General features: G+C 68.3%; 15 protein-coding genes. All 15 read left to right on the top strand.

The window, feature by feature from the left end:
* Positions 1-8 precede the first annotated feature (8 nt).
* The 15 genes from F8M74_RS09520 (at position 9) to gspN (ending at position 16,160) form a co-directional block, all read left to right on the top strand.
* Positions 9-1,415 carry a sigma-54 dependent transcriptional regulator gene (locus tag F8M74_RS09520; RefSeq protein ID WP_090489930.1) on the top strand — a complete coding sequence of 469 codons (1,407 nt, stop codon included), beginning with the start codon at positions 9-11 and terminating at the stop codon, positions 1,413-1,415.
* Positions 1,416-1,608: 193 nt separating this feature from the next.
* Positions 1,609-2,523 (top strand): type II secretion system protein GspC, encoded by a 915-nt coding sequence (gspC, locus tag F8M74_RS09525; protein WP_171410277.1) that lies wholly within the window; start codon positions 1,609-1,611, stop codon positions 2,521-2,523.
* A gap of 25 nt (positions 2,524-2,548) precedes the next feature.
* Positions 2,549-5,134: a type II secretion system secretin GspD gene (gene gspD / locus F8M74_RS09530; RefSeq protein WP_163884364.1), complete on the top strand. Its 2,586-nt coding sequence runs from the start codon at positions 2,549-2,551 to the stop codon at positions 5,132-5,134.
* 5 nt (positions 5,135-5,139) lie between these two features.
* Positions 5,140-6,957, top strand: a complete 1,818-nt coding sequence (gene gspE, locus F8M74_RS09535; protein WP_141279786.1) for a type II secretion system ATPase GspE — start codon at positions 5,140-5,142, stop codon at positions 6,955-6,957.
* A 40-nt stretch (positions 6,958-6,997) separates the two neighbouring features.
* Complete coding sequence (gene gspF, locus F8M74_RS09540) at positions 6,998-8,254, top strand: type II secretion system inner membrane protein GspF (RefSeq protein WP_140789888.1); 1,257 nt, start codon at positions 6,998-7,000, stop codon at positions 8,252-8,254.
* Between the two features lie 11 nt (positions 8,255-8,265).
* The gene (locus F8M74_RS09545; RefSeq protein WP_162295072.1) at positions 8,266-8,421 is read left to right on the top strand and encodes a hypothetical protein; all 156 of its coding nucleotides are present in this window, start codon (positions 8,266-8,268) and stop codon (positions 8,419-8,421) included.
* Between the two features lie 61 nt (positions 8,422-8,482).
* A complete protein-coding gene (gene gspG, locus F8M74_RS09550; protein WP_090489382.1) occupies positions 8,483-8,908 on the top strand; it encodes a type II secretion system major pseudopilin GspG in 426 nt (141 codons plus the stop codon).
* 40 nt (positions 8,909-8,948) lie between these two features.
* Positions 8,949-9,398 carry a type II secretion system protein GspG gene (locus F8M74_RS09555; protein WP_171410385.1) on the top strand — a complete coding sequence of 150 codons (450 nt, stop codon included), beginning with the start codon at positions 8,949-8,951 and terminating at the stop codon, positions 9,396-9,398.
* Positions 9,395-10,117 (top strand): prepilin-type N-terminal cleavage/methylation domain-containing protein, encoded by a 723-nt coding sequence (locus tag F8M74_RS09560; RefSeq protein ID WP_171410386.1) that lies wholly within the window; start codon positions 9,395-9,397, stop codon positions 10,115-10,117. Before F8M74_RS09555 ends, F8M74_RS09560 begins: the two co-directional genes overlap by 4 nt.
* On the top strand, positions 10,114-10,983 hold the full coding sequence (locus tag F8M74_RS09565; protein WP_141257288.1) for a prepilin-type N-terminal cleavage/methylation domain-containing protein: 870 nt from the start codon (positions 10,114-10,116) through the stop codon (positions 10,981-10,983). The genes F8M74_RS09560 and F8M74_RS09565 overlap by 4 nt, the downstream gene beginning before the upstream one ends.
* Positions 10,983-11,654, top strand: coding sequence for a type II secretion system protein GspJ (locus F8M74_RS09570; protein ID WP_141257306.1), 672 nt, complete (start codon positions 10,983-10,985; stop codon positions 11,652-11,654). Before F8M74_RS09565 ends, F8M74_RS09570 begins: the two co-directional genes overlap by 1 nt.
* 3 nt (positions 11,655-11,657) lie before the next feature.
* The gene (locus F8M74_RS09575) at positions 11,658-13,025 is read left to right on the top strand and encodes a general secretion pathway protein GspK (RefSeq protein WP_141257289.1); all 1,368 of its coding nucleotides are present in this window, start codon (positions 11,658-11,660) and stop codon (positions 13,023-13,025) included.
* 1 nt (position 13,026) lies between these two features.
* The gene (gene pilM / locus F8M74_RS09580) at positions 13,027-14,628 is read left to right on the top strand and encodes a pilus assembly protein PilM (protein WP_141257290.1); all 1,602 of its coding nucleotides are present in this window, start codon (positions 13,027-13,029) and stop codon (positions 14,626-14,628) included.
* 2 nt (positions 14,629-14,630) lie between these two features.
* Complete coding sequence (gene gspM / locus F8M74_RS09585) at positions 14,631-15,188, top strand: type II secretion system protein GspM (protein WP_141257291.1); 558 nt, start codon at positions 14,631-14,633, stop codon at positions 15,186-15,188.
* Positions 15,189-15,191: 3 nt separating this feature from the next.
* A complete protein-coding gene (gspN, locus tag F8M74_RS09590; protein WP_141257292.1) occupies positions 15,192-16,160 on the top strand; it encodes a type II secretion system protein GspN in 969 nt (322 codons plus the stop codon).
* Positions 16,161-16,246: the final 86 nt, after the last annotated feature.

The following is a 16,246-nucleotide window of genomic DNA, read 5'->3' on the forward strand; positions in this document are numbered from 1 at the left end:
CGCCCAACATGACATCCCCCACGGTCCTGGTCGTCGACGACGACCGCGCGAACCTCGACTCGGTCATCCGCATCTTCCAGCGTGAGGGCATGGCCACGCTGGCCGCCGCCAACGGCACGGAGGCGCTGGAGCTGCTGCGCCGGCCGGAGGTCGCTGCCATGGTGACCGACCTGATGATGCCCAACATGGACGGACAGGAGCTGCTGCGCGCCGCGCGCGCCATCCGCCCGGACGTGGAAGTGGTGCTGATGACGGCCTACGGCACGGTGGAGACGGCCGTGGCGGCCATGAAGGACGGCGCCTACGACTTCATCACCAAGCCCCTCAAGCGCCACGCGCTGGTGAAGGCCATCCAGAAGGCGCTGGAGAAGCGAGCGCTGGTGGCGGAGAACCAGTCGCTCAAGGCGAAGCTGGCGGAGATGAACGCGGCGGGTGGGCGCTCCATGGTGGGCCAGTCCCCCGCCTTCCGCGCCATGCTGGACACCATCCGCCAGGCGGCCCCCTCCACCGCCACGGTGCTGCTGCTGGGTGAGTCCGGCACGGGAAAGGAGCTGGCCGCGCGCTCCGTGCACGAGTTCTCCCAGCGGGTCCGTGGACCCTTCGTCGCCGTCAACTGCGGCGCGCTGCCGGAGAACATCCTGGAGGCGGAGCTCTTCGGCGTGGAGCGCGGCGCCTTCACCGGCGCGGTGGCCCGGCGAGAGGGACGCTTCGAGCGTGCCCACGGTGGCACCCTCTTCCTGGACGAAGTCGGTGAGATGCCGCTGCCCGCCCAGGTGAAGCTGCTCCGCGCGCTGGCCGAGGGCGAAATCGAGCGGCTGGGTGGCACGCAGACGGTGAAGGTGGACGTGCGCCTCGTCGCCGCCACCAACAAGGACCTGCAGAAGGAAGTGGCCGAAGGCCGCTTCCGCGAGGACCTCTACTACCGGCTCAACGTGGTGGAGATTCGCGTGCCCGCGCTCGCCTCGCGCCGCGAGGACATTCCCCTGCTGGCGGACGCCTTCCTGCGCCGCTTCGCCGCCAAGAATGGCAAGGTGCTGCGCGGCTTCTCGCAGGAGGCGATGGGCGTGCTGGAGAACTACGCCTGGCCCGGCAACGTGCGCGAGTTGGAGCACGCGGTGGAGCGCGCGGTGGTGCTGGCGCGCGGCGAGGTGCTGGAGGCCAGTGACCTGCCTGAATCCGTGCGCAAGGGCCCACTGGGCTCAGCCGGACAGCTCGTCATTCCCATTGGGACGCCCATGGAGGAAATCGAGCGCCGGGTGATCCACGAGACGCTCCGTCACACCCGCGGAGACAAGACGCTGGCCGCACGGCTGCTGGGCATCGCCGCGCGGACCATCTACCGCAAGCTGGAGCGCGAGCAGTCCACCGGGGACGGCCCCACCGCCGCGCCACCCGGCCCCGACACCGACGACTGACAGGGCGTCACACGGCCCCCCGCCTGCTTTTGACAATTTGTCTTGCGGGGTTTCGGAAGGCCCGTCGCGCGTCAGGGGCTCCTGCTATTCCGGAATAATTCCAAGTGGTTGGCCGTAGGTCCTGTCTTGCCCGCCTGGCCCGCGATGGCACCTGGCTTGCTCAATGAGGGCCCGGCTTTCTCCCGGAAGCGTGATGGAACTCTTCTTTCGAAAATACTTTTGGACGGTGAACCTGGTGTTCATCCTGCTCGTCGGATTGCTGGCGGCGAGCACGGTGAACCTGTTCGTCGAGTCCGCCATCTCCCCGGTTCCCACCGGGGGGTCGTCCGCCCGCGCGCCTTCACAGCCGCGCCGCAACGAGACGGCGATGGCGATGCTCGACCTGGACCGTCTGTCACGGCTGACGGGCATCAAGCTTCCCGAACCCGAGCCCGAGGTTCAGGAGCCCGGCGGCGCTTCAGCGGAGGTGGACCCCAACGCCGCGCCCGTGAAGAGCGGCCTGCGGGTCAAGCTGCTCGGCACGCTGGTGGCGAGCAACCCCGACTGGTCCTTCGCCTCCATCCAGGACATGACGACGCAGCGTTCGCAGACCTTCATGGTGGGCAACTCCCTGCAGGGTGCCACCGTAGAGAACATCGAGCGCGAGCGCGTCATCATCATCAACGGCGGCCGCCGCGAGTTCATCGACGGCAACCCGGGTGATGGGGCCTTCGTGCCACCCTCGCCTCCGGTGGCCCAGGCCAACACCGCGCCGCCCAGTGACGGCAGTGGCATCCGCGCCACCAGCGAGAATGAGTACGAGGTTCCGCGCGCGGAAATCGACAAGACGCTCAACAACCTCAACAACGTCGCCATGCAGGCGCGCATCGTGCCCGCGTTCAAGGACGGTCAGGCGGTGGGCTTCAAGCTCTTCTCCATCCGTCCGGACTCCATCTACTCCAAGATTGGCGTCCAGAATGGCGACGTCATCCGTCGCATCAACGGATTCGACCTCAACAGCCCGGAAAAAGCGCTGGAGGTCTATTCGAAGATGAAAGACGCAGCCCGCATCGAGATCGAGATCGAGCGCAACGGTGCGCCGATCCGCAAGTCGTACAACGTCCGTTAATCATCTCCGCAGCGCCCGCTCCTCCATGAAGACGCTCCCGTCCTGGATGCTCTGCCTGTGCCTCGCGCTCGCCGTTCCCGCGCAGGCCCAGCGCCGCTCACCGCCCTCTGGTTCCGCCGGAGAGCGGACGATTTCCCCTCAAGGCCCTGGCGCTACCAGCGCTGGTGACGCCAACGCGGGTCCCCGCCGCACGCCGACGTGCGAGGAGGCCCGCCGCAATGCCCGTTACGGCATCTACTTCGACAAGGTGGAGATCGAGAAGCTGGTCCAGACGGTCGCGGACGCCACCTGCCGCACCTTCATCCTGCCGGAGAACGTGCGCGGGAAGATCTCCATCATCGGCCCGGAGAATGGCCGGGTGGAGGTCAACGCGGACGCCTTCTACTCCGCCTTCCTCGCCTCGCTCGACGCCAACGGGCTCGCCGTCTACCAGTACGGCCGGTTCATGAAGATCGTCGACAAGCGCTCGGCGAAGCAGAACCCCATCCCGACCATCGTCGAGGACGGTGAGCCGTACACCACCAACGAGCAGATGGTGACCAAGCTGTTCCGCGTGCAGAACGTGGAAGTGGAGCCGCTGCGCGGCGTGCTCCAGCAGCTGGTGTCCAAGGACGGCGACACGATTCCGTATCCGCCCGACACCATCATCATCAACGACGTGGGCTCCAACATCCACCGCCTGGAGCGCATCATCCACCAGCTGGACACGCGCGCCGCCAGCGACGAGATGCGCATCATCCAGGTGCAGTACGCCTCCGCGCAGGACGTGGCCAACACGGTGCAGCGCCTGTTCGAGGCCAAGGGCGCCCGCCCCGGCCAGCCCGCCGCCGGGCGCGGTGTGCCCCCCGCCTCGGCGCAGGCCACGCCCCAGGCCAGCCAGGGCCAGGAAGGCGCCACCGGCGGTCCGGTGACGCTGTCGCAGATCATCCCAGACGAGCGCACCAACAAGCTCATCATCGTCGCCAGCCCCGCGGCCTTCGAGCGCATCCAGGACATCGTCGGGCAGATTGACATCCCCACCAGCGGCGGCGGACGCATCAACGTCTACTACCTGGAGAACGCCAACGCGGAGGAGCTGGCCAGCACGCTCCAGTCGCTGGCCCAGGGCACCGGAAACGCGCCCCGCGGCCGCACCCCGGTGCCGGCCCGTCCGCCGGGCGCCCCTGGCGGCCCCACCACGACGCAGGCGGCGGAGCTGTTCAGCGGCGAGGTGAAGATTTCGGCCGACAAGGGCAGCAACTCGCTGGTCATCGTCGCCAGCTCGGCGGACTACAAGAACATCGTCCAGGTCATCCAGCAGCTCGACAAGCCGCGCCGCCAGGTGTTCGTGGAGGCCGTCATCATGGAGGTCAATCTGGACCGCAACGCGCGGCTCGGCATGAACCTCCACAGCGGCTTCAGCCTGAGCACGGCGAACGGCAGTCAGGTGCCCGGCCTCATCGGCACCAACACCTCCGGCCAGGGCCTGCCGCCGTCCCTGTCGCTCACCAGCCTGGCGTCCTACGGCGGCTTCCTCGCCGGCATCCAGGGCCCCGTCATCCCCGCGCTGGAGAAGCTGGGCATCCCGGCCTTTGGCGTGGTGCTGCACGCCATGCAGCAGAGCTCGGATGTGAACGTGCTCTCCACGCCGCACATCCTCACCAGCGACAACGAGGAGGCGGAAATCACGGTGGGCCAGAACGTGCCCTTCCAGTCCGGCTTCAACCCGACCTCGCTGGGCTCGCTCGGGGGCGCCGGCGGCGTCGCGGGAGGACTGGGCGGCGGCCTGCTGGGCGGCCTGGGTGGCCTGGGTTCGCTCTACGCTCCCATCACCCGTCAGAACGTGGAGTTGAAGCTGACGGTGAAGCCGCAGATCAACGAGAGCGACTACATCCGCCTGGTCATCAACCAGCAGACGGAGGAGATCGCCTCCACCGACCCGGTGCTCGGCCCCACCACGTCCCGCCGCAGCGCGAAGACGACGGTCATCGCGCGGGACCAGGAGACGCTGGTGATTGGCGGCATCATGCAGGACCGCACGCTGGAGAGCGTGTCCAAGGTGCCGCTGCTCGGTGACATCCCGCTGCTGGGCCACCTGTTCCGCGACACCACGCGCCGCAAGACGAAGACGAACCTGCTCCTCTTCCTGACGCCCTACATCATCCGGGGGCCTGAGGACTTCCGCGTCATCTTCGAGCGCAAGATGAAGGAGCGGCAGCAGTTCGTGGAGCAGTTCTACGGCCAGGTGCCCGGCTACGACGTGGCGGTGGACTTCACCCGCAAGCCCGGTCCGCTGTCGCGCATGGGCCAGAAGGTGACGCAGGAGGAGCAGCGCGCGGAGAACGGCGGTCCGGGCGTGTCCGGCGAGCGCATCATCACCCCGGCCCCTCCCCCGGCCAACAGCCCGGGAGCCGTGCCCTCCACGCAGCGGCAGGCGCCCGTCTCCCCGGAGGATGAAGGTGGACCGGCGGTGCGGGAAGGCATGCCGCCTCCGGATGGTTCGGAAGAACCAGTGCCCGCGCCCGCCCCGCAGAACTTCGAGCCCCCCCCGCCCGAGGCCATCCCGGTCCCCGAGGCAGGAGACGCCGAACGCCTGCGCATCCAGCACATCGAGCCGGGGCCGAGGGAGTAGACGCCATGAACCTGACCGCCGACCCCGCCCTCACCAGCGCCGCCACCGGCAGCACGGTTTCCCCGCGCAACGACGCCACGCAGCTCGTGGCGCACGGACAAGCCTACTTGTGTGGCCGCCCGCTGGGGGAGATCCTGCGCGCCATCGTCCCCTCGCTCACCGAGGAGAAGCTCCAGGAGGCGCTCGCCATCCAGGACGAGAAGGGGCAGCGCATTGGCGAGGCCCTCGTGGGGATGAAGGCGGTCTCCGAGGAGGACGTGGCCAAGGCCCTGGGGCACCAGCTGGACCTGCCCTACCTGGCGCGCATCTTCGCCGAAGAGGTGGACGCGGAGCTCGTCAAGCGCATCCCCATCAACTTCGCCAAGCAGTCGCGCATCCTCCCGCTGTCCCTGGAGGATGACACGGTGGCGGTGGCGGTGGCCGACCCGCTGGACACCGCGGCGCTGGACCACGTGCGCGTGCTGCTGGGCCAGAGCGTCAGCCAGCGCATCGCGCTGGGCTCCACCATCACCGACGCCATCAACAGCGTCTACGACCGCTCCGTCAACGAGACGGAACAGCTCGTGGACGAGATGGAAACGCAGGACCTGGATGCCATCGCCCACGAGCTGGACGAGCCCAAGGACCTGCTGGACGAGGACGACGAGGCGCCCGTCATCCGGCTGGTGAACTCCGTGCTGTTCCGCGCCGCCAAGGAGCGCGCCAGCGATATCCACATCGAGCCGATGGAGCGCGAGCTGATGGTGCGCTTCCGCGTGGACGGTGTGCTGCAGGAGGTCATCAAGCCGCCCAAGCGCTACCAGAACGCCATCGTCAGCCGCGTGAAGGTGATGGGGCAGCTCAACATCGCGGAGAAGCGCCTGCCGCAGGACGGCCGCATCCGTATCAAGCTGGCCGGCCGCGACATCGACATCCGTCTGTCCACCATCCCCACGTCCTACGGCGAGCGCATCGTCATGCGTCTGCTGGACAAGACGGCGACGCTGCTGGACCTGGCGGAGATCGGCATGAGCCAGAAGACGCTCGAGTCGATGGAAGCGGTCATCAAGCGCTCGCACGGCATCGTCCTGGTGACGGGCCCCACCGGCTCCGGCAAGACGACGACGCTCTACGGCGCCCTGTCGAAAATCAACACGCCCGACCTCAACATCCTCACCGTCGAGGACCCGGTCGAATACCAGCTCAAGGGCATTGGCCAGATGGCCATCAGCCCGAAGATTGGCCTGACGTTCGCCCAGGGGCTGCGCTCCTTCCTCCGCCAGGACCCGGACGTCATCATGGTCGGCGAGATTCGCGACAAGGAGACGGCGGAAATCGCCATCCAGGCGTCGCTGACGGGCCACCTGGTGCTGTCCACGGTGCACACCAACGACGCCGCTGGCGCCGTGACACGTCTGGTGGACATGGGCGTGGAGCCCTTCCTCGTGGCGTCCTCGCTCACCGGCATCCTGGCCCAGCGGCTGGTGCGCCGCGTGTGCCCAGACTGCCGCGTGCCCCACGAGCCCACGGACGCGGAGCTGAAGGAACTGGGCCACTCGGTGGCCTCCTTCAAGCAGCGCTACGGCGTGGAACGCATCTTCAAGGCCACGGGTTGTCCCTCCTGCAACCGCAACGGCTACCGCGGCCGAACCGGCATCTACGAGTTCCTCCCCGTGGATGACGACGTGCGCCAGCTCGTCCTGAAGAACGTGGACGCATCCACCATCAAGCGGTCCGCCACGTCCAAGGGCATGACGACGCTGCTCGATGACGGCGCGCGGAAGATTGCCCTGGGCGAGACGACCATCGCCGAAGTGCTCAGCATCACCCAGGAGGACATGTAGCCGACAGCTCCTCCCTGGGAGGGGCCGGGGTTCCTGAACCATGCCGGTCTTCGAGTACAGAGGTCTCAATTCCGCGGGCAAGCAGATCAAGGGCCTGCTCGAGGCGGACTCCCCCAAGACGCTGCGGTCCAAGCTGCGCGCCGACGGCATCTTCCTCACGGACGTGCTGGCCCAGGCCGAAGGCAGCCGGGCCGCCGTGGCCAAGGGCACCAACGCGGCGCTGGTGGCGCGCGACATCGACCTGCGCAAGCTGGGCCGGGGCCGCGTCAACACCGACGACGTGGCCATCTTCACCCGGCAGCTGTCCACGCTGCTGGGCGCGGGTGTCACGCTGGTGGAGTCGCTCAGCGCGCTGGTGGACCAGGTTGAAAAGGAGCGCTTCAAGCGCGCCCTCTCCGACATCAAGCAGCGCGTCAATGAAGGCTCGTCCCTGGCCGAGGCCATGGGTCAGCACCCGAAAATCTTCCCCAGCATCTACGTGAACATGGTGCGCGCGGGCGAGGCCTCCGGCGCGCTGGACGCGGTGCTCACGCGCCTGGCGGACTTCACGGAGAACCAGGCCCGGCTGCAGCAGAAGATTCTCAGCACCATGCTCTACCCCGCCATCATGATGGTGGTGGGCGGCGGCATCCTCGTGGCCCTCATGGTCTTCGTGGTGCCGAAGGTGACGAAAATCTTCGAGACGATGAAGGCCACGCTGCCCCTGAGCACGCGCTTCCTCATCGCCTCCAGCAACTTCTTCCAGAACTGGTGGTTCATCCTGCTGCCGGCCATGGCGCTGGCCGTGGTCCTCTTCATGCGCTGGACGAAGAGCCCCTCGGGCAAGCCCAAGTGGGACCGCTTCATGCTCAAGGCGCCGCTGGTGGGCAACATGGTGCGCCTGCTGTCCATCTCCCGCTTCGCCCGCACGCTGTCCACGCTGCTCAAGAGCGGCGTCCCGCTGCTGGCGGCCATGGACATCGTCAAGGCCATCATGACCAACACCGTCCTGGCGGAGGTCGTGGAGAAGGCCCGCGACTCCATCCGCGAGGGCGAAAGCATCGCCAACCCGCTGAAGCGCTCCGGGGAGTTCCCCCCGCTGGTGTACCACATGGTCGCCATCGGAGAGCGCTCCGGCCAGTTGGAGGAGATGCTCACCAGCGTGGCGGACAACTACGAGACGCAGGTGAACGTGCGCATCAGCGCCCTCACCTCGCTGCTGGAGCCCCTCCTCATCGTGGTGATGGGCGCGGTGATTGCATTCGTCGCGCTTTCCATCCTGATGCCGATTCTGCAGGTGAACTCGGCCATCCGGTGAGGTGTGGCGGAATGATGAACGACATGGCGGACCGTTGGATTCAACGCGTCACCCTGGCGGCAATGGTCGCCATGGCGGCGGCGCTGCTGACCGTGGGGGCCCGGTTGTACGGTCCCCAGCAGCCACGCCCGCCCGCCGGGGCGGCGGACAGCGTCCGGACGCCCTGACAAGAAGACACGACGACACAAGGGTGGCCTGCCAGAAAGTCACCCGGGATGGAGAGCACACATGCGCCAGAGCCAGAAGCAGCAGAGGAAGCAGCGCCGCAACCGCGGCATGACGCTCATCGAAATCATGGTGGTCATCACCATCCTCGGTCTCATCGCCGCGGCGGTGGGTGTGGCCGTCATCCCGCAGTTGGAGGCCGCGCGCAGGGATCGCGCCGCGCTGGACATCAAGAACATCCAGGGCGCGATGAAGCTCTACTACACGAAGAAGGGGAAGTACCCGGACACGGCCTCCGGCCTGCAAGCACTGGTGGAGGCGCAGGCGCTCGAGCAGATGCCCAAGGACCCCTGGAACAACGACTACGTCTACATCAACGAGGGCGGAAAGCCGGTCATCATCTCCTACGGCGCGGACGGCGCCTCCGGCGGCGAGGGCAACGACGCGGATATCTCCTCCGCGGACGCGGCGGCCTCCGCCAAGAAGTAACGAACAAGTCGCACGCGACACACGTTGACAGGGCTTGGGCATGAAAGAGCACGACGCCATTCCATCCCCGACGCCCTCGCACGAGGGGCCGGACCGCCGCCGGAGACTGGGGCGGTTCCTCCTCGCGTTCGTCTTCGTGGCCGCCACGGGGCTTGCCTTCACGTTGGTCTACGTGACGGAGGACCGGACGCTGGACGGCAACCAGCGCCGGGCGCGCACGGACATCCGCCAGTTGGAGGGCATGTTCAAGTCCCACCACCGGCTGATGGGCCGCTTCCCCTCCCAGGCCGAAGGCTTCACGCCGCTCATCCAGGCCCGACTCCTGGACCGCGTGCCGCAGGACCCCTGGGGCCATCCGTACGTGTACTGGATGGACGGCTCCACGGGCGCCGTCGTCTCCTATGGCGCGGACGGCAAGCCGGGCGGCACGGGGCCTGACGCGGACCTGAGCAGTGGCGGTGTGCTGGCCGCCGGTTGGGCGGAGCCATGACGAAGCGGAGCCACCGCGCCCAGCGCGGCCTGACGCTCATCGAAATCTCCATCGCCATCATCATCGTCGCGATGCTGTTTTCCGCGGCGGTGATGGGCATCGGCTCCATCACCGGCGCCAAGGCCAAGGGCAGCGCGGGCGAGCTGGCGGGCCTCATCCGCTCGCTCTACGACTCGGCGGCGCTGCGCGGGCAGACGTGCCGGCTGGTCTTCGAGATTCCCGACCCCAAGAGCGAGCAGGCCACGCGCTATCATGCAGAATGCGCGGAGGGCGCCGTCACCACCGCGAGAGACCGCGACGAGACGCTGCGCACGGAGAACAGCGAGCGCGAGCGCGCCGCTCGCAACCGGGGCAGCGGCAGCGGCCGTGACGAGCGGCGCAACTACCTGTCCGGCGGCAGCGGGACGAACGCCCCCAGCGCGCAGGAGCTGCTGGAGGGAGAGAAGCTGCGCGTGGAGAACGCGGCCCGCTTCTCCTCCTACACGTCCGAGGAGGTCCCCGCGCGTGAGCTGCCGGCGGACGTCAAGGTCTCCGTGTGGACGCGCAACCAGCGTCAGCCGGTGGAGAACGGCGTGGCGTACCTCTACTTCTTCCCGCAGGGCTACACGGAGAAGGCCTACGTCTACGTGCAGCAGGGGGACAACGTCTGGACGCTGGACGTGTCGCCGCTCACCGGCAAGGTGCAGATTGTCGCCGAGGCGCTGGAGGTGCCGCGATGAAGCGCGCCCAGGGTTTCACGCTGCTGGAAGTGGTGGTGGCGCTCGCCATCCTCGGGCTGGCGCTGATGGCCATCTTCGACCTCAACGCGGGCGCGGTGTCCAACCACGTCTACACCAAGCGCCTCACCGTGGCGTCGCTGCTGGCCCGGTCGAAGATGACGGACCTGGAGCAGGACCTCTACGACGACGGCTTCAGCCTGGACGACCAGGAGGAGTCCGGGGACTTCTCCGATGAAGGGTGGAACCAGTTCAAGTGGCGCGCGCGCATCATCGCGCCCAAGACGGACGGCGTGACGCCGGACCAGCTCATTGGCGCCATCTTCAACCTGCCCATTGGCGACAATGCCAGCGGTGATGACCCGCTGTCCGGGCTGGCGGGCCTCTTCGGTGGCGGCGCGGGCGGCAAGGACGGCGCGTCCTCCGGCGGCCCCCAGGCCGCGGGCCTGGGTGGCATGGGCGGCGCGGCCATGGGCATGGCCCAGCCCATGTTCACGCAGATGGTGGAGCAGATCACCCAGACGGTCCGCGAGGTGCACCTCACCGTCTACTGGCAGGAAGGCACGCAGGTGGAGAGCATCGACCTGGTGACCCACATCGTGTCGCTCGGGCCGGGCTCGGACCGCAACGGCGGCGCCGCCGCGGCCCAGGGCGGAGGCTCCGACAACCAGTGGGTGACGCAGGACGGGCGGCCCGTGGCAAACCCCATCCCCGGCCCCAACGGCGTCATGTTGGATCCGACGACGCGCCAGCCCCTGCGCCGCCTGTCCGACGCGCAGCAGGACCTGGGCGGCCGCCGGGGGAACATGGGCGGCGGCAGCCCGCTGGGCAACCCGAGGATGCCGGGCGGCTTCCGAGGAGTTCAATGATGCGGCGTCACACGCGAGGCTTCACGCTGATGGAGGTCATGGTGGCCGTCGCCATCACCGCCCTCATGGGCACGGTGGTGGCCATGGCCTTCCAGACGGGCCTGACGGCGAAGGAGACGGTGGAGGTGGACGCGGACCGCTACCGGCAGGTCCGCGTGGCCATGAACCGCATGGCGCGTGAGATTGGCTCGGCCTACGTCAGCGACCGCTACGACTCCACCCGCTTCCGGGACCAGAACGACCGGCCCAGCAACTTCGTGGGGGAGCGTGGCAAGCTGCTGTTCACCACCTTCTCGCACCAGCGGCTCTACACGGACGTGAAGGAGTCCGACCAGGCCATCGTCGAGTACTTCGTGGAGGCGTCGGAGGACCGGGAGGCCCGCGGCCGGCAGGACCTCAAGCGGCGCGTCAACGCGAACATCGACGAGCGCATGGAGCAGGGCGGCCACGTGGACGTGCTCTTCGAAGGCGTGAAGGAGTTGGAGTTCGCCTACTGGGATTCGGAGAAGAAGGAGTGGGATGACGAGTGGGACACGCGGCGCATCGAGCGCAAGGCCATCCTGCCCACCCGGGTGCGCGTGACGGTGACGGCGGTGGACGAAACGGGCAAGGAAGCCCGTTACGTCACCCAGGCCCGAATCATGCTCAACACCGAGCTGCCGAGGTACTGAGCCATGCCCCTGCCCTTCTTCCAGCAGACGCCCCGGCGGCGACGCAAGCCCCTGCCCCGCCCGGCGCGGCGGGAGCGGCGCTCGCGCGGCGTGGCGCTCATCATCGCCATTGTCTCCATCGCCATCCTGACGGTGATTGCCACCGACTTCGCCTACAACAGCCGGGTGGACCTGCAGCTGGCGGCCAACCAGCGGGACGAAGTGCGCGCCTACTACATGGCGCGCTCGGGCATCGCGCTGTCGCGGCTGCTGCTGCGCTTCCAGAAGCAGGTGGACCAGACGCCCATCCCCAACCCGGCGGCCATCCTGGGGCAGCTGGGCATCGGCGGCACGCCGCAGGCCGGGCAGGTGCAGCCCTCCTCGCTCAACATCCAGCTCTTCAAGATGGCGCGAGTGGACTGCCACATGCTCCGCGGGCTGGTGAAGAACGACGGCGCGGGTGGAGAGGGCTCCGCGCTGGAGCCCAAGCAGGACGACAACTTCAAGCTGGATGGCGAGGACGCGGACCCGGCGGCGCGCGAGGTCGCCTCGCAGATGACCATGCGCTCCTTCGGCGGCTTCGAAGGCTGCTTCCTGGCCACCATCTCCGACGAGGAAGAGAAGCTCAACGTGCACCGGCTCATCGCGGGCGCGGGTGACGCGCGGCCCACGGCGCTGCGGCTCATGGACATGATGGCGGACCCGCGCTTCGAGTTCCTCTGGGAGCGGGACGACGCCAACAAGGTGCGCAGCACGCCCCAGGACGTCCTCCTGGCCCTCAAGGACTGGGCGGACGATGACCGGACAGGCTCGGCGTTCAACCCGGTGGACCCGGTGAATCCGCTGCCGGGTGGGTTCTCGGATGAAGGCGCGGCCTACAGCCGTTATGAACCCGGCTATCAGCCCAAGAACGCGCGCTTCGACAGCGTGGACGAGCTGTACCGGGTCCACGGCGTCAACGACCAGTTCATGTCGGCGTTCCGGGACCGCCTCACCGTCTATCCGGACATCAACCGCCGGCCCAACATCAACACCGACGACCCGGTGATGATGGGGCTGGCCATCATGTCGGTGGCGGACCAGACGCGGCCGGACCCGCGCCTGAGAGACCCGGTGTTCCTCAACGAGCTCATCGAACGCGTGCGCGCCGCGCGCATGTTCAGCTTCTTCGGGATGTCCGTGCAGGACTTCGTCGCGGTGGTGGAAGCCGCGGGCATCCTGGTCGACCCGGCCGTGAAGTCCAACGTCGCGGGCAACCGGCTCGTGGGCGACAAGAGTCAGACCTTCACCATCAAATCTGTGGGAGAAGCGGGCAGCGTGCAGAAGACGCTGACCGCCGTCATCCGGCTCGACGACACTCTGGGCCGGCTCCTGTATTGGAGAGAGGAATAGCATGGCCCGTATCCTTGGCCTGGACCTCGGCAGTCACGCCGTGAAGGGCGTGGTGCTGGAGGCGAAGACGAAGACGCACACCACCCATGGGTTCGCCGAGGTCCGGCGTGCCCAGGAGGGCGAGCGCGCCGACACGCTGCGAGCCGCGGTGCAGGAGCTGCTGGGCCAGCTCCCGCCGGGCAACGTGGACCAGATTGTCGTCGCCCTGCCCGGCCCCGCGCTCACCACGCACGCGCTGAGCCTGCCGTTCTCCGACGCCAAGCGCATCGAGGCGACGCTGCCCTTCGAGGTCGGCAGCCAGCTGCCCGTCGACATCTCCGACGTCGTCTACGACTACCAGGTCGTGGGCCTGAAGGACGGCGAAGGCAAGGAGAAGGCCAGCGACCTGCTGGTGGGCGTGGTGCGCAAGGAAGAGCTGGCGGAGTTGCTGGCGCTGCTGTCCGAGCTGAAGGTGGACCCGCGCATCGTCACGCACCCGGGCCTGACCTACCAGAACCTGTTCCAGCAGCACCCGGGCCTCTTCCAGGGCACGGGTGAAGGCGGCGCGGTGGCGGTGGTGGACATCGGCCACGAGCGCACCTCTGTGTCGGTGGGCAAGCCCGGTGAGGGCGTCCAGTTCGCGCGCACCTTCTCCGGCGGCGGCAAGGACTTGAGCAAGGCGCTGGCGACGGAGTTCCAGACGTCGCTGGCGGAGGCGCACCACTGGAAGGAGCAGCACGGCGCGGTGGCCAGCGCGGCCCAGGGCCCGGACGCGGAGCGCGCGGCGGCGGCCTTCGTGCGCGGCCTGCAGCCGATGCTGCGCGAGCTGCGCCCCACCCTCAAGGCCTTCACGGCCCGCACCCGTCAGCAGGTGGGCGCGGTGGTGCTGTGCGGCGGCACCGCGAAGCTGCCGGGTATCGCCGAGCAGCTCTCCCGGGACTTGAATCTGCCGGTGCGGGTGCTGGCGCTGCCCGCGGACGCGAAGGCGATTCCCGCGGCGGAGCAGCCCGTGGCGGCCCAGGCGTATTCGCTGTCCCTGCGCGGCAACGCGGCGGGCGTGCGCGCGCCGCGCTTCAACCTCCGGCGGGGCGAGTTCGCCTTCAAGGGCGACTTCGACTACGTGAAGGACAAGCTGGGGCTCCTGGCGTCCTTCGCGGCCACGCTCATCCTGCTGCTCATCGCGTTCGGCGTGGTGCGCAACTCCGTGCTGGCGCGGCGCGAGGCGCAGGTGGACGCCGTGCTGTGTGACACCACCCAGCGAATCCTGGGCCGGTGCGAGAAGGACTACAACCGCGCGCTCAACATGCTCGCGGGCGTGGAGAGCCCGGCGGCGGCGCTGCCCCGGATGACGGCGGTCAACCTCCTGGCGGAGGTGACGGGGCGCGTTCCGGACGACATGCCGGTGAAGTTCACCCGCATCCAGATCGACCTGGGCCGCGTCATCCTCGAGGGTGAAACGGACTCCTCGAAGCAGATCGACACGCTGTCCAACGCCATCAAGAACCACGACTGCTTCAAGGACGTCCGGCAGGGCAAGGTGGAGAAGACGCGGGACGGCAGCAAGATGTCCTTCCGCCTGGACGTGCAGGTGCAATGCCCTGGTGAGCAGGGAGGAGAGAGCTGACCATGGCCAAGCTTCAGGAAGTCTTCGCCCCCATCCAGACGTGGTTCGAGCGGCTCAGCGACCGCGAGCGCCGCATGGTGTCCATCGCCGGCGCGGCGGTGCTGGTGTTCGTCCTGTTCGCCGTGGTGATGACGTTCACCAACAGCGCGTCCGGGTACCGCAAGCGCACCGAGGAGAAGCTGACCAAGCTGCAGGAAGTGAACACGCTGGCCGCCAGCTTCCGCGAGGCGCAGGCCAACCGTCAGTCGGTGGAGCAGCAGCTCACGTCCAGCAACGTGCAGCTCATCAGCTACATCGAGGACAAGGCGACGCTGGCCGGCCTCCAGGTGCCCAACATGACGCCCAAGGGCGAGGTGGGCATCGGCGACGGGAAAATCGTGGAGAGCGCCGTGGAGCTGACCTTCACGGATGTGGACCTGCGCAAGCTGACCGACTTCCTGCAGACGGTGGAGAGCGGCCCGGGCGTGGTGAAGGTGAAGCTGTTGCGCATCGAGCCGCGTCCCGCGTCGGACACGCTGACGGCGTGGACCACTGTCGCCACCTACCGGATGAAGCCCTGACCCATGTCCTCTGACTCCAAAGCCGCCCGCTGGAAGATTCTCCTCGGCTACGCCGCGTTCGCGGTGGTGGCCTTCGTCGTGGGCCTGCTCGTCACCTTCCCGTATGACGCCATCCGCAAGCGGCTGGTCAGCGAAGCGGCCCAGGCGGGGCTCGCGGTGCGCATCGGTTCGCTGCGGCCTGGCCTGGCGGGCATCACCGCCACCAACGTGCGCGTGAGCAAGCCGCCCCAGCCGCTGAGCGCGGACACGGTGGCGGCCCTCGCCCGGGGCGAAGGCATGCTGGGCGCCGCGGAGCTGGGTGAGCCGCTGGTGCTGGAGAGCGTGGCGCTGCGCCCCGCCCTCTTCCCGCCGGGCATCGCGATGCGCGCCAGCGTCATGGGCGGCACGCTGAGCGCCTCCGTGGGCCTGCTGGGCGACACGCGCGTCAAGGTGACGGCGGAGGGGCTCCAGGCCTCCGGCGGCAACCTGCCGGCCTTCACCGGCATGGACCTGGACGGCGAGCTGAACGCGGCCCTGTCGCTGACGATGCCCAAGAGCGGCGCGCAACCGGACCTGTCCCAGGCCAACGGTGAGCTGACGCTGGACACCCGGAACATGGTCATCAAGAGCGGCAAGGTGGCCATCCCCATGGGTGGCGGCTCTTCGGTGCCCATGGACCTGCCGCAAATCGACCTGGGCGCGCTCACCGGGCGCATCCAGTTCGTCAAGGGACTGGGCACGGTGGAGTCGCTGCGCCTGAAGAGCAACGAGCTGGAGGCGGTGGCCACCGGCACGCTGAAGCTGGGCAAGCGGCTGGAGTACAGCGAGCCCGGCATGGATGTGAACATCAAGCTGGACCCGGAGTTCCAGAAGCGGCTGGGTCTGGTGGGCGCGGGCGTCACCATCCTCCCGCCGGACAAGACGGACCCCAGCTTCCGCGCCGCCCGGCTCGCCGGCTTCCTCAACCGGCCGACGTTCCTCCCGCGGCGCTGAGCGCCCGCTCCCCCGCGCCCGCTGCAGGGCGCGGGGTTGAAAGCCGAACACCAGGGCGTGTAAAGCGCTCTCAGGCGCTGGACTGC

The sequence above is a fragment of the Myxococcus sp. CA023 genome, assembly GCF_010998615.1.
Classification (GTDB): Bacteria; Myxococcota; Myxococcia; order Myxococcales; family Myxococcaceae; genus Myxococcus.